Here is a 19,026-nt window from a genome sequence, read left to right on the forward strand (position 1 = left end):
CGAGCCGCGCCAGCCTACGGCCGCCGGATCCGGCCGGTCAACCACATCCGACAGGCCAAAGGGCGTCATCCGACTTTCGGGAGTGCCGGGTGCCGACCCGCGCTTGCTAACGTGAGTCGCTATTCGATTTGATCTGGGAAAAACATAGCGTGACTGAAATCGCATCAGATACCGACCGGGCCGAGTCCGCCACCCCCGAAGCCCCTCGTACCGGGCCGGTGCAACGGTTCGGCCCCGTGCTGCTCGGCCTGTCGGCGATCGTGCCGCCGTTGATGATGCTCCGGGAAGTGCTGCGCTACCGGCAGATGCACTTCTACGACTACTGGTGGGTCCTGCTCGACATCACCAACGACGACGGCTCATTACGCCCGGAGGCGCTGTTCGGATTCCGCAATGAGCACCCGTTCGTGTTGCCCAGCCTGCTCTTCTGGCTCAGCGCCCGCTTCGGGCACGGGCTCAACCAACCGCTGGGGCTGCTGGTCATCGCCTTCGGGATCGGCTGCGTGCTGCTGGTGCGCGCCATGCTGCCCAAGGAACTGAACCCGTGGCAGCGGGCCGGGTTGGTGGCAGTGGCCTCGACGCTGGTGTTCAACCCGCACGGCATCCACAACTACGTGCGCTCAATGAGCGGGGCGTCCTGGATTCTCGCCTTGCTGCTGGTGCTCGCCGCGCTGCTGGCGATGCAACGGGAGCACCGGGTGTCGGCGATCGTGTTCGGCCTGTTGGCATCGATCAGCTACGGTACGTCGTTCGCCGTGTGGCCGGCGCTTGCCCTGGTGGCGTGGCTGCGCGGGGACCGCCGCCGGTCGGTGGTGACGCCGCTGGTGGTCGGCGTGCTCGTGGTCGCCGCATGGCTGGTGCTGCGCGGCCCGCAGGGCGGCGGTGGCAGCTCACCCACCGACGATCCCGCACAGGCCCTGCTCGCCGGGCTGAGCATGCTCGGCATGGTGTGGACGGGCACCGAACCGTCCGTCGCGCTGATCGCGGGCGTGTCCGGCTTGGCCGTGCTCGTGCTGCACGCCCGGCAGACGCCGGAAGAGCGCCGTAGCGCCGCGCCTTGGTGGGGCATGGCGATCTACGCGGTCGGGTGCGCGGTGATGATCTCGGGTTCGCGCGCCGCGTTCGGCGAGACCGCCGGGCTGCAGAGCCGCTACAACAGCATGACCGCCGCGCTGTGGATCGCGGTGCTGGTGATCGTGGTCACCTGGCCCCGCTGGCCTAAGATCCGCACCGTCATCGTCGCCGGTACGGCCTTGGCCACCGTCGCGCTGGGCGCTCCGATGGCGCAGGGCGTGCGGGCCGATGCGCCGAACCAGAGCCTGCTGGCCATCGCCGCGCGCATCGGTCATCCCGACGCCTTCATCGATCGGTTTCCGGAACCGGACCGGCTGCTGCCACGGCTGCGGGCCCTCGGGCACTACCCGTTCTCCGCCGAATTCACCCTGGGCTGTCCCGATGGCGTGGAAATCGGCGACCGCGCGGACACCCGGGATTGGCGGGTGCCCAGCGTCGGCGCGTTCCGCGAGCCGCGGCCGAACGGCTGGGACGTGTTGCTCAACGTGGAGACCGATCAGGTCCACGGTGGGGCCCGGATGCTCAAGGGCTGGGCCATCTCCGGGATCGAGCGGGCGGAGTGCGTCGCCGTGCTCGACCAGACCGGCACCGTCGTCGGCGGCGGGGTGGTCGACATCCCGCGCTCGGATGCCGAGGCGCAGACGCCCGGCATCGAGATCGGGCTGGGTTTCCAGGCGGTCGCGCCGGCCCAGAGCGGTCCGCTGCGCATCGCCTTCCGCTTCCCCGACGGCTGGTGGATCCGGCCCCTCAGCGAAAGTCCGCAGGTCACGCCATGACTGAAGCCGCTCCCGAAGTCGAGGTCTCGCTGCTTGCCCCGGCCAAGAACGAAGCCGAGAACCTGCCCCGGCTGTTCGCCGAGGTCCGGGACGCGATGCAGCGGCAGCACCGGTCCTGGGAGTTACTGGTCGTCGACGACGGCAGCACCGACGACAGCTGGCAGGTGATCACCGCGCAGGCCCGGGTTGATCCCCGGTTCCGCGGCATCCGGTTGCGGCGCAACTTCGGCAAGGCCGCCGCGCTGGCGGCCGGGGTCGCCGAGGTCCGCGGGCACCTGCTGGTCACGCTGGACGCCGACCTGCAGGACGATCCCGCCGAGATCCCGCGATTACTCGCCGAACTCGACGACGGGGCGGATCTGGTCAGCGGGCACAAGGCTCAGCGGCAGGACCCGCTGGGCAAACGGCTGCCCTCGAAGGTGTTCAACTGGATCACCGGGCTGATCACCGGCCTGAAGCTGGCCGACCACAACTGCGGGCTCAAGGCGGCGCGGACCGAGGTCTACCGGCGCGTGCCGCTGTACGGGGAACTGCACCGCTACATCCCGGCGCTTGCCCACCAGCTCGGCTACCGGGTCCGCGAGCTCGCCGTGCACCATCGACCGCGGGTGCACGGCAAGTCCAATTACGGTCTGGAGCGCTACGTGCGCGGCGCGCTGGATCTGCTCACGGTCGTCGCGCTCACCCGCTACGGGCGCCGCCCGGCGCACCTGTTCGGCGGGCTGGGTCTGCTGTCCGGAACGATCGGCACGCTGATCCTGCTCTACCTGAGCGGGGTGTGGTTGTTCACCGACCAGTCGATCGGCACCCGCCCGCTGCTGACGCTGGGCATCCTGCTGGAGATCTTCGCGGTGCAGATGATCTCCGTCGGCCTGCTCGCCGAACTGGTGCTGCACCGGACCGGACGGGACCGCGATGTGGACGTGCTTGTGGCCGATCACACCAGCCGCGACCCCCGCGCCCAGTCGAACGTGAACTTCCGTCTCGGCAAATGATCATGATTACTTCGAGGGGCTATTAACACCGGACGCTTCGCCGGCCTTGACCAGCTGAACCAGCAACAGTGTGGTCGGATTAACGCGTTCCGGTGGCTACCCAAGGGGTCCGCACAACTACAGCCGATCACCGCCCGTATGGTCTCCTCGTGCACCCTGAGTCGGCGAAAAAACTTCGGCTGTACGCCTCGCTGCTCGGGCTCGTCGGCACCGTGCTGGCGCTGCTCGTGCCCTTCCTACCTGTCAACCACGACGTGGTGACATTGCGGTGGCCAACTTCGGAAGGCACTAGATCGGTGTCGGCACCGCTGGTCGCTTACTCGCCGCTGTGGCTGGATGCGAAAGTGCCTTGCGCCGCCGCGCACAGCCTGGATGCACGCAGCGCGGGGCCGGGCATCCTGCTGAGCACCAACCCGCCGTCGTCGGACTACGGCAAGCTGACCGGTTTGACGCTGCAAGTCGACAACGGCCAAGCCGCGCTGCTCGCCAAGGGCCAGCAGGTGAGCACGGTGCAATTGCCCGCCGACGACTGCGCGATCAAGGTGCACGCCGATGCATCCGGCGTCACCGCCGCCGTCGGCAAGCAGCAGTGGGCACGCGTTCTCGGCGATCAGCGTCCGCAGCTGACCGGCATCTATTCCTCGCTGGACAACGCCTCCGACGACGTGCGCGGGCTGTCCTTCGAAGCCCGCGTCGACAACCGGTTCAGCAGCTACGCCACGCCCCTCAAGTTCATAGTGATCGCCGTGACCGTGGCGGCGTTCATCGGCTCGGTGGTCTGTCTGCGACGGCTGGACGTGCGGGCCGGCCGACGCCCACCGCGGCTGGCCCCGCGCGGCTGGTGGAAGCCGACCTTCCGCGATGCGGCGGTGTACGCGGCGCTGGTCGTGTGGTGGCTGCTCGGCGCGATGACCTCGGACGACGGCTATGTGCTGAGCATGGTGCGGTCGGAGCAGAGCGCCGGGTACGTCAGCAACTACTACCGCTGGTTCGCCAATCCGGAGTCACCGTTCGGCTGGTTCTACGAGCTCTACTCGTTGTGGGTGCAGGTGTCGACGTCGACGCCGTGGGTGCGGTTGCCCGCGCTGCTGATGGCCATCGTCAGCTGGCTGTTGATCAGCCGCGAGGTGCTTCCCCGGCTCGGCCAGCAGGTGCGGCGCAGCAACGCCGCCGGTTGGGCCGCCGCCGCCGTGTTCCTGGCGTTCTGGCTGCCCTACAACAACGGGCTGCGGGCCGAGCCGGTCGTGGTGCTGTTCTCGCTGCTCGCGTTGTGCGCCGTGGAGCGGGCCGTGGCGACCGGGCGGCTGATGCCCGCCGCACTGGGCTTGGTCGGCGCCGCGCTGTCGGTGGGGGTCAACCCGCATGGTCTCGTCGCGGTGCTGCCCTACGTCGCCGCGGTGAAGCCGCTTTTCCGGCTGGTGCGCAAGCGGGCCCAGGAGTTCGGCTGGGTGCCGGTGCTGGCGCCGATTTCCGCGTCCGGGTTCGTGATCCTGACGCTGGTGTTCTACGACCAGACCTGGCAGTCGGTCATGGACGCGATGGAGCTCAAGACCACCTTCGGCCCGAACGGCCGCTGGTACGAGGAGCTCAACCGGTACAGCCTGCTGTTCAGCCAAAGCCCGGACGGATCGCTGACCCGCCGGTTCCCGGTGCTGCTGGTGATCCTGTGCCTGACCACCTGCGCGGTGGTGCTGCTGCGGCGCGGGCGGATCCGGGGTGCCGCGCTCGGACCGAGCCGACGGCTGCTGGCCATCACCGCGCTGTGCTTCGCCGTGCTGGCGCTGACCCCCACCAAGCACACCCACCATTTCGGGATCTTCGCGGCGTTTGGCGGCGCGCTGGCGGCGCTGACCGCATTGGCGACCAGCAGCACCGTATTGCGCTCCTGGCGCAACCGGGCGGCATTCGTGGCCGGGCTGCTGGTGATCCTGGCGTTCGCGTCCACCGGTCCGAACGCCTGGTGGTACGTCTCGGGCTGGGGCATTCCGTGGTTCGACAAGCCACCGTCGATCGAGGGGCACAACTTCAGCACGCTGTTCCTCATCTTCGCCAGCATCGCCGGCCTCATCGCACTGGTCGAGCACCTGCGCATCGACGAGAACAACCCCAAGATCGTCGACGAACGCTGGGACAGCCCCGAGAAGCGGAGCCGGGCGCTGCGGCTCGGCACCGCGCCGTTGTCGGTGTTGTGCGCGCTGATGGTGTTCGGTGAACTCGCGGCCTTCGGCAAGGCCATCCAGGAGCGGGGCGACAGCTACAGCCTGTCCACCGACAACATCAAGCAGCTCACCGGATCCAGTTGCGGGTTGTCGGACTACATCGGGGTGGAGACCGATCCGCAGGCCGGCGTGTTGCCGGTGTCGGCCCACCAGCCGTCGGTGGCCGCGCCAACCGTGGACCCGGAAATGGCGGTGCCGCCGCGCCGACTGGCCGACCGGGAGACCGCCGCGCAGTACCTCCAGCCCAAGGAGGTCGGCTTCACCCGGCCCGGCGTGCCCACCGCCGACGGCTCCAACTCGGACGCACCGAACTGGAAGCCGCCGCACCAGTTCGGCGGCACAAAAGCGCCGGTGTGGGGCAGCTTCGACGAGACCGGCACCACCACCGGCGAGCTGCGCACCCCCTGGTACGACCTGCCGGACTCGGCCCGCGGCGGCAACTTGCCGGTGGCGCTGAGCCTGGCGGGGGCGGAATCCGGCGCGAACTTCGTGTTGCTCGAATTCGGCAAGGACACCGACCGCGGTTTCCAGATCACCGGCCGCTACACCGTGCGGCAGGGCCCGCCGCCCGGGTGGCGGGACCACCGGTACATGCTCGGCGCGGAGGCCAAGGCCGCGACGAAGATGCGGCTCATAGCGGTCGACCAGGCGCTGGGCCGGGAGGGCTGGCTCGCGGTGACCGCGCCCCGGGTGCCGAAGCTGACGAACATGACCGAGGTCATCGGCGACAGCCCGACGTTCGTGGAGTGGCCCGCCGCCCTGGTGCACCCCTGCCTGCGGATTTCCGGGCTGTACGACGGGATCGCCGAGATGCCGCAGTTCCGGGTGTCGGCCGGCGAGGAGGTCCGGGGCATCGGCGAAGGCTGGTCGTCGCCGGATGCGGGCGGTCCGTTCGGCTGGCTGACCGTGGCGTCCAGCGTCCGCGAGCTGCCCACCTACCTGCGCAACGACCCGCAGCAGGACTGGGGTTCGCTGTTCGTGGTGCACCCCTACGACGCGGACGCGCTGCCGGCGCAGGCGGCGATGGAGGTGCATTCCGAAACCCACTGGGGCACCTGGTCGCCCGGCCCGCTGACGCAGGCCGTGGAACTGCCCGGAGACATGCCCAGCTCCGACAACCGCACCGACATCCCTGCCTTCGACAGCGACTCGGACTGACCGCGATCAGGTGCTTTCGGTGTTGGAGGGATGGTGCGAGCCGGTCGAGGGCCCCTTTTCGACTGGTAGAAGCTGTGTCGGGGTGGCTGCGCATCATGGACGGATGAGTCGGTATCGGCAGCGGCAGCCGGTCGGGGCGCTGGCCGGGGCGATTGCCTGCGTGTGGTCGCACGGGGCGGACGCGGACGGCCATCTGCAGCGCGTTGTCCCGGACGGCTGCGTGGATCTGATCTGGATGGGCGATCGCCTCGACGTGGTCGGGCCGGACACCGCCGCCCGGCTCGTGGCGCTGCCGCCGTGGAGCCGCATCATCGGGATCCGCGCCAGGCCCGGCGCCGCCCGCGTGCTGTTGGGCGACCTGCCCGCCACCGAACTCCGGGATCTCCAGGTCGACAGCCTGGATGTCTGGGGGGTTTCGGTCCGCGACACTGTGGACAGGATTGGCGAGCAACCGGATCAGGCGGCACGGATCCTCGAAGAGTTCGCTTGTTCACGGTTGTCGGAATACCGGCCCGACCCGGTACTCACGCCCGCGGTCGCCGCTCTCGATGCCCCGGTGCCGCCGTCCATTCCGGCGCTCGCCGACGCGCTCGGGCTCTCCGAGCGCCAACTGCGGCGACGGGTCACCGCAGCCGTCGGTTACGGCCCGCAGACCCTCGCCGGTGTGCTCCGCTTCCAGCGGGCGACGCGGCTCGGCGTCGGGCCGGGTGGGCTCGCCGAGCTCGCCTGCACCGCCGGTTACGCCGACCAAGCGCACCTTACCCGCGAGTTCCGCCGGCTCAGCGGCCTGACTCCGCGCCAGTACTTCGCGCGCTGACGCGCTGCACCACATGGGCCGGTGTCGCCTTGTTGACGAGCAGGGCGGGCTCCGAGCGCGCGCCAGCCGTAGTAGATCACGATCGGCAGCACCGGATAAGTCCGCGGCGGCCACGCGTTCTGCGACGCATCGAGTCATGCGCCGACGTCAAAGACGAATGGCCGACTCGCCCCTGGGCGAATCGGCCATTCCCGCGGATCTGCTCAGCCTTCGGTGGAAGTCCCGGTCGGCGTGTCCTCCACCGGCGGACCGGCCGGACGCGACGCGGCCCGGCGGGCCCGACGGACCCGGCGCACCGGCGTGGCCGGAGCGGCTCTCGGCAGGCCGTTGTCGACGCCCTGCTGCGGCTCCGCCGGCTTGCTGACGATCAGCGGAGACGTCGGCGCGCCGGCGCTACCAGCGGCCCGCCTCGCCCTTCGGCGCGGCCGGCCGTTGGCAACCGCGCTCTCCGGCTGGGACGCCGAAGCCACCGGCTGCGTCTCGACGGGCTCGGCCTTGAACGGCACCGGCCGGCACCCGGTCCTGGGCTCGACGGCTGGGGCCGCCGCCGGCTCGGGCTCCGCCGCCGGCTTCGCGGCCTCCGCCATCGGAGCCGACGACACCGGCTCGGCCTTGGCGGTCGGCGGCTCGACGGCCGCAGTGGGCTCCGCTCGCACCGGCTCCGCCGACTTCACGGGCTCCGGCCTGGGCACCTCGGTCTTGGCAGCCTCCGGCTTGGCCTCGCCACGGGGCTCCGGGGGCGCGGGCTGCTCGGCCTCGTGCTGCTTGCCGCGGTGCCGACCGCGGCGGGTACCGTTGGCGGCCGCCTGCCCGTTCGACTGCGTGACCGGATCGGTGGAGACGATCAGGCCGCGACCCCGGCAGTGCTCGCAGGTGCTGCTGTATGCCTCCAGCAGCCCGGTGCCGACCCGCTTGCGGGTCATCTGCACGAGACCCAGCGAGGTCACCTCGGCGACCTGGTGGCGGGTGCGGTCCCGGCCCAGGCACTCGGTGAGGCGACGCAGCACCAGGTCCCGGTTGGACTCCAGCACCATGTCGATGAAGTCGATGACGATGATGCCGCCGATGTCGCGCAACCGGAGCTGCCGGACGATCTCCTCGGCGGCTTCCAGGTTGTTACGGGTGACCGTCTCCTCCAGGTTGCCCCCGGAGCCGGTGAACTTGCCGGTGTTGACGTCGATCACCGTCATGGCTTCGGTGCGGTCGACCACCAGGTAGCCGCCGGAGGGCAGCCAGACCTTGCGATCCAGGGCCTTGGCGATCTGCTCGTTGATCCGCTGTTCGGTGAACACGTCGTTCTTGCCGACGTGCTTGGACAACCGCTGCGCCAGGTCCGGCGCGACGTGCTTGACGTAGGCCTCGATGGTGTCCCAGGCGTCGTTGCCCTGGACGGTCATGGCCGAGAAGTCCTCGGTGAACAGGTCGCGGACGACCTTGATCAGCAGGTCAGGCTCCTCGTAGAGCAGCTGCGGGGCCTGCGCGCCCGGCGTCTCGGCCTTCTCCTTGATGACCTCCCACTGCGCCTGCAACCGGCGCACGTCGCGGTCCAGCGCCTCTTCGCTGGTGCCCTCCGACGCGGTGCGGATGATCACCCCGGCGTTTTCCGGCACGATCCGCTTGAGGATCTCCTTGAGCCGCTTGCGCTCGGTGTCCGGCAGCTTGCGGCTGATGCCGGTGGCGCCGCCGCCGGGCACGTACACCAGGAAGCGGCCGGGCAGGCTGATCTGGGTGGTCAGCCGCGCGCCCTTGTGACCCACCGGGTCCTTGGTGACCTGCACCAGAACGCTGTCGCCGGTCTGCAGGGCCTGCTCGATGCGGCGGGCCTTGCCGGCCAGCCCGGCGGCGTCCCAGTCCACCTCACCGGCGTAGAGCACGGCGTTGCGGCCCCGGCCGATGTCGACGAACGCCGCTTCCATGCTGGGCAGCACGTTCTGCACGCGCCCGAGGTAGACGTTGCCGACCAGCGAGCCGGAACCCGACGAGGTCACGAAGTTCTCCACGAGGACGTTGTCCTCCAGGACCGCGATCTGGGTCTGGTCGCCGTTCTGGCGGACCACCATCTTGCGGTCCACCGATTCGCGGCGGGCCAGGAATTCGGACTCGGAGAGCACGGGCGCGCGGCGGCGGCCGGCCTCTCGACCGTCCCGACGACGCTGCCGCTTCGCTTCCAGGCGGGTAGAGCCCTTGACCGCGCGGACCTCGTCGTCGCTGCTGTCCTGGCGGGACTCAGCGGCCGGCTCGCGCACGTGCACGACGGTGTTCGGCGGATCGTCCTCGCGGGCGCTGCTCTCGTCATCGGCAGCGCCCTTGCGGCGCCGGCGACGCCGACGACGGCGGCTGGACTCACTCGCGCCCTCGGAGGACTCGGCCGACTGCTCCTCGGCGCTTTCCTCGGAAGCTTCGGCGCTGGTCTCCTCGGCGGACTCCGACGATTCTTCCTCGCCGCCCGGCTCGGAGTCGGCGCCGCGGCCGCGGCCCCGGCCCCGGCGGCCACGCCTGCGGCGACGGCGACCAGAGGGTTCGGATTCGTCGTCGGTCTCGGCGGATTCCTCGGGCGCCTCGGTCCGGGCGGCTTCGGGCTCCGGCTTTGCCTCCGCCGGCTTCGGCTCGGCCTTCGGTTCGGCTTTCGGCGCGGGCCGTGCCGTCTGCGGGTCGGGCGCCAGGAACATCGCCTCCGGTGCGGCGAAGACCGGCGTCAGCCCGGGCACGGACGTGCCCGCCCCCGGCTTGCTCCCGGCGGGCGCGAAGTCGGCGGCCGGCGCTGCGGGCTCGGCCGCCCGCTCCGGCTCGGTTTCGACCCGGGATTCGGATTCGTTCTGCGCGGCCGTGCCCCCCGACTCCGCCACCAGTTCGGGGTGCAGGGCCTGCACCACCTGCAGAGCGACCTCGCGGGTGATGTTCGACTGCGCGCTGCGGACCGGTTCGCCGACCGATTCCAGCGTCGTGATGATCTCCCGGCTGCTGGCGCCCAGCAGCTTGGCCAGTGCGTGCACCCGGAGCTTGGCGGGCAGCTCGATCGTGCCCTGCTCTTCTCGGGTAGGTGTGGGCGATTGCCCGCTGGTGTTTCCAGCGGGCGTATCCATGTTCAACATCCAGCTCCTCCGCCCCCGGGCGCGTCCGGCTGGACGCGGCCGCACAGAGGCATGTGCGATCTTCGGTCTCCGCCGCCCGCTGGCGACGGCAATTCTGGTGGTCCCTCCGCCCCGGGCCTTCAGGCCGGGAAGTCACACGGCGGGTCGACGACGTCCGCGCCGTCCGTCACCCGGTCGCGGGCTCTCCCGCCGGAATCCGGTCGCCGCCTGAGGCCCGGGCCAACGGGTCGACAATCCCTCCCCCGTCGTCGAGCCGACCCTGCTCCAGCCGGGTCGCGCTCGCGACGACCGACGGTGCCAGACCGGCGACGACACGCAGGGCGCTCAGTACGTCGTCGGGTCGTACGACCGGTGTTGTCTGCCGCACGACCGTTACAAGTATCCCATACGGTTCCGATGCCTCCGGCCAATCGTCCACCTGGGCGGTCGACGCGGAATTTTGATCACTCTGCGCGATCGCCCGACAACCGTCCTGAACCTCCGCGCTGAGCAGCGCCGCCCGCGCGTCGATGGTGCGGAGACCGTCCTTGGTCATCCGCTCCACCAGCGCGGTCTCGGCCGCCATCAGCGCCGCTACGGCGTCGCGCAGTTCGGCGACGTCCGTGCCGGGAAGATCGATCCGCCACCGGCTGACCTGCAGCCGGTCGGCGAGTGCGCCCGGCTCGGCCTCCGCCGCGTCGAGCACGTCGATGCCGTCGGGCAGCGCGGCGTTCAGCTCGTCGCGCAGCACCGCCGGTTCGAGTCTTTCGACGAGTTGAAGCTCGGCGTATTCGGCCATGCTGGAAACCCCGGTGGGCACCGCGCCCGCCCAAGACACCTTCGGGTGCGGGCTGAAGCCCTGCGAATACGCCATGGGTACCCCAGCCCGCCGCAGCGCGCGCTCGAAGGTGCGCGCCACGTCCCGGTGCGAGGTGAACCGCAGCCGCCCCCGCTTGGCGTAGCGCAGCCGCAGCTTCTGCACCGGCGGCGCCGAGGGATTGGGGTGATCTCGCCGACTCAGAATGCCCTCCCGACCAATGATCGTCATCGGCGGTCGTCCGACCGCTCCGAAACCGATGCTTGCGTGCTCAACCGCAGTGTGACAACACCTGCGGGTCATGTTTCGAAGGACAGTACCTCGGCCCGTACCCCCGCACCGACCGCTGGAGCGGGCGGGGGTTCTTCTCGGCACATCCCCTGCCCGATGGCCGTGAGTCTGCCGGGCGGATCTCGCAGACCACCAGGCTCACATCGGATGACCAGCGAAAACCCGCATCCGGTCGAGGTGGTCAGCCGTGGTCGAAGGCCGGGTTGCGCACCGGCGAGCCCTGTCCGACCGGGGAAATGGGCAGCAGTTTTCGCCCGGTCGGGCCGACCTCGATGTCGGTGCCCATCGTCGGGCAGACGCCGCAGTCGAAGCACGGCGTCCACCGGCAGTCATCTTGTTCGCGGGCGTCCAGCGCGTCCTGCCAGTCGGCCCACAGCCATTCCTTGTCCAGCCCGGAATCGAGGTGGTCCCACGGCAGCACCTCGTCCTCGCCGCGCTCCCGGATGGTGAACCAGTCCACGTCCACGCCCAGCGGCGCCAGCTCGGCGGCGGCGCAGGACATCCAGCGCTCGAAGGAGAAGTACTCGTTCCAGCCGTCGAACCGGCCGCCCTCGCGCCACACGCGCTCGATGACCCGGCCGAGCCGGCGATCACCGCGCGACAGCAGTCCCTCGACCAGCGACGGCTTGCCGTCGTGGTAGCGCATGCCGATGTTGCGGCCCAGGCCGCGATCGGCGTTGATCGCCTGACGCAGCTTGCGCAGCCGGTCGTCGATGGTGTCCGGGTCGGTCTGCGACGCCCACTGGAACGGGGTGTGCGGCTTGGGCACGAACCCGCCGATCGAGATGGTGCAGCGGATGTCCTTGCGCCCCGATGCCTGCCGGCCGGCCCGGATGACCTCCTTGGCCATCTCGGCGATCTGCAGCACGTCCTCATCGGTCTCGGTCGGCAGCCCGCACATGAAGTACAGCTTGACCTGCCGCCAGCCGTTGGCGAACGCGGCCGAGACGGTGCGGATCAGGTCCTCCTCCGACACCATCTTGTTGATCACCCGCCGGATCCGCTCGCTGCCGCCCTCGGGCGCGAAGGTCAGCCCGGAGCGCCGCCCGTTGCGGGACAGCTCGTTGGCGAGATCGATGTTGAAGGCGTCCACCCTGGTGGACGGCAGGGACAGCCCGGTGTTGGTGCCCTCGTAGCGATCGGCCAGCCCCTTGGTGAGCTCGGCGATCTCGGAGTGGTCCGCCGAGCTCAGCGACAGCAGCCCGACCTCTTCGAAACCGGTGGCCGCAAGCCCGCGCTGCACCATCTCGCCGATGCCTTCGATGGACCGCTCCCGCACCGGTCGGGTGATCATCCCGGCCTGGCAGAACCGGCAGCCTCGGGTGCAGCCGCGGAAGATCTCCACGCTCATCCGCTCGTGCACGCTCTCGGCCAGCGGCACCAGCGGCTGCTTCGGGTACGGCCAGTCGTCGAGCTCCATGGTGGTGCGCTTGAAGACGCGGTACGGCACCCGCTCGCGGTTGGGCACGACCTGGTCGATCGGGCCGTCCGGGCGATAGGTGACGTCGTAGAACTTCGGCACGTACACGCCGCCGGACTCGGCCAGCCGGAGCAGCAGCTCGTCCCGGCCGCCGGGCCGCCCTTCGGCCTTCCAGCGCCGGATTGCCTCGGTGATCTCCAGGACGGCTTCCTCACCGTCCCCGAGCACCACCGCGTCCAGGAAGTCGGCGATCGGCTCCGGGTTGAACGCGGCGTGCCCACCTGCCAGCACGATCGGGTCGTCGTCGGTGCGGTTCGCCGCGTGCAGCGGGATGCCCGCGAGGTCGAGCGCGCCGAGCAGGTTGGTGTAGCCCAGTTCGGTGGCGAAGCTGAGGCCCAGCACGTCGAAGGCCGCGACCGGGCGGTGGCTGTCCACGGTGAACTGCGGGATCTCGTGCTCCCGCATCAGCTCCTCAAGATCCGGCCACACCGAATAGGTGCGCTCGGCCAGCACATCGGGCTGCTCGTTGAGGATTTCGTAGAGGATCTGCACGCCCTGGTTGGGCAGCCCGACCTCGTAGGCGTCGGGGTACATCAAGCACCACCGCACGGCGGCGTCGTCCCACGCCTTCACCGTCGCGTTGAGCTCCCCACCCACGTATTGCACGGGCTTGGAGACGCGCGACAGCAGCGGTTCCAACCTGTCGAAAACGGACTCCACACGCACTCGGCCAGGGTAGAGGTCCGCGCCGAGTGTGGGCGAAGCGGTGGTCCGGGGGGCGATGTCAATGGAAATCGACGTGCCAGACGTGCCGATTTCCATTGTCATCGCCGGGCACTCAGAGCTCCGGGAACCACAGCTTAAGCTCGCGCTCCGCCGATTCGGCGGAGTCGGACCCGTGCACGAGGTTGTACTGGACCTCCAGGCCGAAGTCGCCGCGGATGCTGCCCGGCGCGGCCTTGTCGACCGGGTCGGTGCCGCCGGCCAACTGGCGGAACGCCGAGATCGCGCGCGGGCCCTCGACGCACGCGGCTACGACCGGGCCGGAGGTGATGAACTCGATCAGGCTGCCGAAGAACGGCTTCCCGTCGTGTTCGGCGTAATGCTGCTCGGCGAGCTGGCGGTCGACGTTCTTCAGCTCCAGCGCGACCAGCTTCAGGCCCTTGCGCTCGATGCGGCTGATCACCTCGCCGACCAGGCCGCGCTCGACCCCGTCGGGCTTGACCAGGACCAGGGTGCGCTCGCTCACGATTACCTCTCCTTCGCTACCTGCGGCGCCGGCTACGAACACGCACCGCGCCCGATTTGCCCGCCAGCGTATCGATGCAGGTGACATTACCCGCCAGGGGGCGATCAACCGGACCGGCGGAAAGTACGTGCGGTTACCGCCGGGCGTCCCACCGCAGCATGCGCGCCGGTGCGGAAAATCGGCAACGGCGACCGCTCGCACTCCACCACACGCCTCGATCCTCGCCGGTCAGCGCCGCGGGTCGAGGGTCTTGTTCCAGAGGGAGCGGCCGGTTTGGTCGCGGAGGTCCACGCGGAGTTGTCCGGTGTGGCCGTCGATGTTGACCTCGCCGAAGTGCTGGAAGCCCTCCAGCGGCGAGGCGCCCTGGCGGGTCGGGGCGCTGACGAACACCTGCTCCGGGCCGAAGGTCGGGTCGAGCTTGTTCGGGCCGAACGCACCGGCGTGCAGCGGGCCGCTGACGAACTCCCAGAACGGGTCGAAGCCGCTGAAGGCCGCCCGCTCCGGGGCATAGTGGTTCGCCGCGGTGTAGTGCACGTCGGCGGTCAGCCACACGATGTTGCGCACTGCCTGGCGACTGATCTCCTGCAGCACCCGGGCCAGCTCGGCCTCGCGCCCGTTGGGCACGCCCGGCAGTCCGTTGGCCACGCCCTCGATCTTGTCGCCATCGGGCACGATGATGCCGATCGGCATGTCCGAGGCGATCACCTTCCAGGTCGCGCGGGAGCGGGTGAGCTCGTCGACCAGCCAGCGCGCCTGGCGGTCACCGAGGATCCGCTCGGGCGCGGTGCCGGGCGAATTCGGGTCGCGGTAGCTGCGCATGTCGAGCACGAACACCTCCAGCAGCGGGCCGTGCGAGACCTTCCGGTACACGCGGCCGTCCACCGCGTCCTGGCGGCGGACCGGCTGCCACTCGTGGAATGCCTGGAACGCGCGCTGCGCCAGCACGTCGACCCGCTTCTCGGTGTACTTGTCGGAATCCAGGATTTCGCCCGGGTACCAGTTGTTGGTGACCTCGTGGTCGTCCCACTGCACGAGTTGCGGGACCTGCGCGGTGAAGCGGCGCACGTTCTCGTCGAGCAGGTTGTAGGCGAACTGGCCGCGGTACTCGGTCAGCGTCTCGGCGACCTTGGACTTCTCCGGGGTGACGATGTTGCGCCACACCCGGCCGTCGGGCAGCGTCACGGATTCCCGCAAGGGGCCGTCGGAGTACACCGTGTCGCCGCTGTGCAGGAAGAAGTCCGGGTTGCGGGCGGCCATAGCGGCGTAGATCGTCATGCCGCCGATGTCCGGGTTGATGCCCCAGCCCTGCCCGACGACGTCACCGGACCACAGGAACCGCACGTCGCGCCGGTTTCGCGGCACTGTGCGCAAGGTTCCGGTCAGCGCGTCGCTTTCGACGCGACCGTCGAGGTCCTGGGCGATGACGCGGTAATGCATCTGCTTCCCCGGCGGCAATCCGGTCAGCTGGAGCTCGCCGGTGCCATCGGTCTCCGGCGTCAGGACCGGGCCGGGAATCCGCACCGCGCCGCGGAAATCGGCGTCCCGAGCGATCTCGACGAACATTCGCGACGGCCGGTCGGCGCGGGTCCACACCACGGCCCCGTCCGGTCGGGGGTCGCCGAGCTGCACGCCGTGGGTCAGGACCGGACGACCCGAGCTTGCCAACGCGGTGCCGGGCAGCAGCAGCCCGGCCGCCGCGAGGCCGATGCCGGTGGCGCCACGTCGGAGGAGGTCGCGCCGGTTCAAAACTGGTTCATGGCTCATGCGGCGTTTTCTAATCGGCCGTGGCGGCAGCGTGACCACCGAAAGTGGGCCCGCAGGTGAAGATTTCGTGCAGATTGGTCATGAGTGCACGACTCGGTCACGAGCGCACGACCCGGTCATGAGTGCATAAGGGCCTCCAACCGGGATAGAGCCCGGCCGGGCAGCCGCGAGCGTCGCATCTCTGGTGCGGGCGAGATCGGCGCGATAGCTTCACGAGCGAACCGACTGGGCGGTCCGACGAGGAGGTCCGGATGCGCGCCGCCGTGCACACCGCCGCGAACCAGCCGATGCGGATCGAGCAGCTCGCCGATCCCCGGCCGAAGCTCGGCGAGGTCGCGATCGACGTGCGATCGTGCGGCGCCTGCCACACGGACCTGCATGTGCTCAAGGGCGAACTGCCGTTCCCGACGCCGACCGTGCTCGGGCACGAGGTAGCCGGGATGATCTCCGAGGTCGGGCCGGGCGTCACCGGATTCGAGGTGGGCGACCGGGTGGTGACCAGTTTCATCATGCCGTGCGGCCAATGCGAGCAATGCGCGCGCGGCAACGAGGAGATCTGCCAGCGGTTCTTCGAATTCAACCGGGGCAAGGGGCGGCTCTACGACGACGAGACCCGGCTGTTCCGGCCGGACGGCGAACCGGTGTGGATGTACTCGATGGGCGGCCTGGCGGAACGCTGCGTCACACCCGCGACCTCGGTTTACCGCGTTCCGGAGGGCGTCGAGCTGACCGACGTCGCTTCGGTGGGGTGCGCGACGATGACCGCCTACGGAGCGCTGCGCCACGCGGCGAACGTGCATGTCGGCGACGCCGTGGCAGTGGTCGCGGCGGGCGGGGTCGGCTCGGCGTTGATCCAGCTGGCGACGGTGTTCGGCGCCTCGCCGATCGTCGCGGTGGATATCAGCGAGGAGAAGCTGGCCGGGGCGCGCAAGCTCGGCGCGACGCACACGGTCAACTCGGCCGAGGTCGACGCCTCGGCGAAGATCCGCGAGCTGACCGGCGGGCGGGGCGTGGATGTCGCCTTCGAGGCGCTGGGCGCGGTAGCGACGTTCAACATCGCTCGCGACGCGGTCGTCGAAGGCGGGCAGGTCGTGGTGGTCGGCATCGCCGCCAGGGGCACTACCGGCGAGTTCGACCTGGCCACCATCGCCCGGCGGAAGTTGCAGATCAAGGGCTCCTATGGCGCGAAACCGCGACGCGACATGCCGGTCCTGCTGGACCTGGTGGCCCGCGGCCTGCTGCGCCCGCAGGACGCGATCAGCCGCCACTACCCCTTCGAGCAGGTCCAAGATGCCTACGACGCCCTGAAGCACGGCGAAACCGTCGGCCGAGCCGTCATCGACATCGGCTAGTCACCCGAGCAGTTCTCCCGGCTTCACCACGGCTCCGCCGATCGCCGGGCGAATTAGCGGCGGTATCGCAGCACGGAGCACGGTCCTGGCCAGGCGGAGCCTCAGTCGGTCTGCTCCGGCGGATACCCGGGCGGGTGGCCGAGCTGGTCGTAGAGCTGACCTTCGCGCATCCGGCGGGCGACGTCCCGCCGCAGGTAGAGAAGGTAGCCCCACACCGCGGCGAAAATCACGCCCATGACCCCGACCGCCAGGTGCACGAAGGCGCACAGGATCATGGCGACCTGCAGGGCGAGCGCCACGCCAAGCCCCCAGGGACGGCGCTGCACGAACGCCGCGACCAGCATCAACACCGACAGCACCGTGACGATGATGAAGCCGATGCTGGAGACGCCACCGCCGAGCTTGCCGACCACCGGCAGCGCGAGCATGAAGGTGATGAACTCCAGCACCAACGTGCCCGCCATGATCCCGCGCAGGCCCTTCCAGGGGTCGCGCACGCCGGGCGGCGCCTCCGGCAGGCCCCTGCCTGGCTCGGGTTTCGGCTGATCGGTCACGACGGCTCCAGTGTTCTGCGGATCGCTCACGCCGGCTCCTTGCCGAACAGCGCGCGTGCCTCGCCCGCGGTCACCACGGAACCGGTGATCACCACGCCGCCGCCGGAGACCGACTCGCCCGGCTCCTCGGTCTCCTCGGCCAGCTGGATCGCGGTCTCGACCGCATTGTCCAGCCGGGGCTCCACGACGATCCGGTCCGGGCCGAAGATGCCCTTGGCCACGCCCGCTAGTTCGTCGGGATCCATCGCGCGGGGCGAGGAGTTCTTGGTCAGCACGATCTCCTCCACCACCGGCTCCAGCTCGGTAAGGATGCCGCGCACGTCCTTGTCGCGGAGCACCCCCACCACGGCGATCAGGCGGCGGAAGGAGAACTCTGAGCTCAGCGCGTCAGCCAAGGCGCGAGTGCCGTGCGGGTTGTGGGCAGCGTCGACGAGCACCGCCGGTGCGGCCCGAACCCGCTCCAGGCGTCCAGGCGTAGTGACGCTGGCGAAGGCTTCGCGGACCCGCTCGACGTCGAGCTGCCGGTCGGCGCCGGCACCGAAGAACGCCTCGACCGCCGCCAGCGCCAACGCGGCGTTGCGCGCCTGATGCTCGCCGTGCAGCGGCAGGAAGATCTCGTCGTACACCCCGCCCAGACCCTGCAGCCGGAGCAGTTGACCGCCCACCGCGACGGTCCGGGACAGCACGCCGAACTCCTGGCCCTCGCGGGCCACCGTCGCGTCCACCTCGGCGACCCGCTCCATGATCGCCTTCTGCGCTTCGGCTGGCTGTGCCGCCACCACGGCGATGGAACCGGGCTTGATGATCCCGGCCTTCTCCGTGGCGATGCCACCCAGCTCGGTGCCGAGGTACTCGGCGTGGTCCAGCGCGACCGGGCAGATCACCGCGATCTTCGCGTCGGCGACGTTGGTGGCGTCCCAGCTGCCGCCCAGGCCGACCTCGACCACCGCGGCCTCCACCGGGGCGTCGGCGAAGGCCGCGAACGCCATCCCCGTGAGCACCTCGAACTTGCTCATCCGAACGTCGCTGCGCGAGTCCACGATGGACACATACGGCGCGACGTCCCGGTACGCCTCGACGTAACCGGCCGGGTTGATCGGCGCGCCGTCGATGCTGATGCGCTCGGTGGCCAGCTGCAGGTGCGGGCTCGTGTAGCGGCCGGTGCGCAGCCCGAGCCCGCTCAGCAGTGCGTCGATGATGCGCGAGGTCGACGACTTGCCGTTGGTACCGGCGATGTGCACGACCGGATAGCTGTGCTGCGGATCGGCGAGCAGGTCGGCCAGCGCCCGGATCCGGTCGAGCGACGGTTCGATCTTGGTTTCCGGCCAGCGTTCGTTGAGCTCGGCCTCCACCACGCGCAGCTCCTGCAGCGCGGCGGGATCGGTGCCGGACAAGTGCTCACTCCCCTGCGATGTCTTGCTGGGCGACGAAGAATGTCGAGGTCACAGTCTACGTCTCGGCCATCGGCC

At 70.0% G+C, this 19,026-nt stretch carries 11 protein-coding genes and 1 pseudogene; 5 read left to right on the plus strand and 7 right to left on the minus strand.

Translation table 11 applies throughout. From position 1 onward, the window contains the following. The first annotated feature begins 149 nt into the window (after window positions 1–149). The 4 genes from BJ970_RS02815 to BJ970_RS02830 all read left to right on the plus strand — a co-directional run bounded on the left by BJ970_RS02815 (window position 150) and on the right by BJ970_RS02830 (window position 7,039). The gene (locus tag BJ970_RS02815; protein ID WP_184723305.1) at window positions 150–1,850 is read left to right on the plus strand and encodes a hypothetical protein; all 1,701 of its coding nucleotides are present in this window, start codon (window positions 150–152) and stop codon (window positions 1,848–1,850) included. Continuing rightward, window positions 1,847–2,845 (plus strand): glycosyltransferase family 2 protein, encoded by a 999-nt coding sequence (locus tag BJ970_RS02820; RefSeq protein WP_184723308.1) that lies wholly within the window; start codon window positions 1,847–1,849, stop codon window positions 2,843–2,845. Before BJ970_RS02815 ends, BJ970_RS02820 begins: the two co-directional genes overlap by 4 nt. A 149-nt stretch (window positions 2,846–2,994) precedes the next feature. Further along, a complete protein-coding gene (locus BJ970_RS02825) occupies window positions 2,995–6,222 on the plus strand; it encodes an arabinosyltransferase domain-containing protein (protein WP_312864079.1) in 3,228 nt (1,075 codons plus the stop codon). A 103-nt stretch (window positions 6,223–6,325) separates the two neighbouring features. Next, the gene (locus BJ970_RS02830; protein WP_184723311.1) at window positions 6,326–7,039 is read left to right on the plus strand and encodes an AraC family transcriptional regulator; all 714 of its coding nucleotides are present in this window, start codon (window positions 6,326–6,328) and stop codon (window positions 7,037–7,039) included. Window positions 7,040–7,242: 203 nt separating this feature from the next. Here BJ970_RS02830 and BJ970_RS02835 read toward each other — a convergent pair whose 3' ends face one another. The 5 genes from BJ970_RS02835 to BJ970_RS02855 form a co-directional block, all read right to left on the minus strand. Next, entirely contained in the window at window positions 7,243–10,131 is a 2,889-nt protein-coding gene (locus BJ970_RS02835) for a translation initiation factor IF-2 N-terminal domain-containing protein (RefSeq protein ID WP_184723315.1), read from the minus strand. A gap of 166 nt (window positions 10,132–10,297) precedes the next feature. Further along, window positions 10,298–11,092, minus strand: coding sequence for a TIGR03936 family radical SAM-associated protein (locus BJ970_RS02840; RefSeq protein ID WP_184728832.1), 795 nt, complete (start codon window positions 11,090–11,092; stop codon window positions 10,298–10,300). A gap of 307 nt (window positions 11,093–11,399) precedes the next feature. Further along, the gene (locus tag BJ970_RS02845) at window positions 11,400–13,364 is read right to left on the minus strand and encodes a TIGR03960 family B12-binding radical SAM protein (protein ID WP_184723318.1); all 1,965 of its coding nucleotides are present in this window, start codon (window positions 13,362–13,364) and stop codon (window positions 11,400–11,402) included. Between the two features lie 112 nt (window positions 13,365–13,476). Beyond that, the gene (gene ndk, locus BJ970_RS02850) at window positions 13,477–13,887 is read right to left on the minus strand and encodes a nucleoside-diphosphate kinase (protein WP_184723321.1); all 411 of its coding nucleotides are present in this window, start codon (window positions 13,885–13,887) and stop codon (window positions 13,477–13,479) included. Between the two features lie 228 nt (window positions 13,888–14,115). Then, entirely contained in the window at window positions 14,116–15,651 is a 1,536-nt protein-coding gene (locus tag BJ970_RS02855; protein WP_184723324.1) for an alkaline phosphatase D family protein, read from the minus strand. 251 nt (window positions 15,652–15,902) lie between these two features. Between BJ970_RS02855 and BJ970_RS02860 the strand changes: the two genes are divergently transcribed. Further along, window positions 15,903–17,003 (plus strand): zinc-binding dehydrogenase, encoded by a 1,101-nt coding sequence (locus BJ970_RS02860; RefSeq protein ID WP_184723327.1) that lies wholly within the window; start codon window positions 15,903–15,905, stop codon window positions 17,001–17,003. A 101-nt stretch (window positions 17,004–17,104) separates the two neighbouring features. Here BJ970_RS02860 and BJ970_RS02865 read toward each other — a convergent pair whose 3' ends face one another. Together BJ970_RS02865 and folC are read right to left on the minus strand one after the other, a co-directional pair. Continuing rightward, entirely contained in the window at window positions 17,105–17,587 is a 483-nt protein-coding gene (locus BJ970_RS02865) for a DUF4233 domain-containing protein (protein ID WP_312864080.1), read from the minus strand. Continuing rightward, window positions 17,584–18,981 (minus strand): annotated as a pseudogene (gene folC / locus BJ970_RS02870) (bifunctional tetrahydrofolate synthase/dihydrofolate synthase); the annotation flags it as partial. The pseudogene folC and the gene BJ970_RS02865, both read right to left, overlap by 4 nt. Window positions 18,982–19,026 lie beyond the last annotated feature (45 nt).

Source organism: Saccharopolyspora phatthalungensis (assembly GCF_014203395.1).
In the GTDB taxonomy this organism is placed as follows: Bacteria; Actinomycetota; Actinomycetes; order Mycobacteriales; family Pseudonocardiaceae; genus Saccharopolyspora; species Saccharopolyspora phatthalungensis.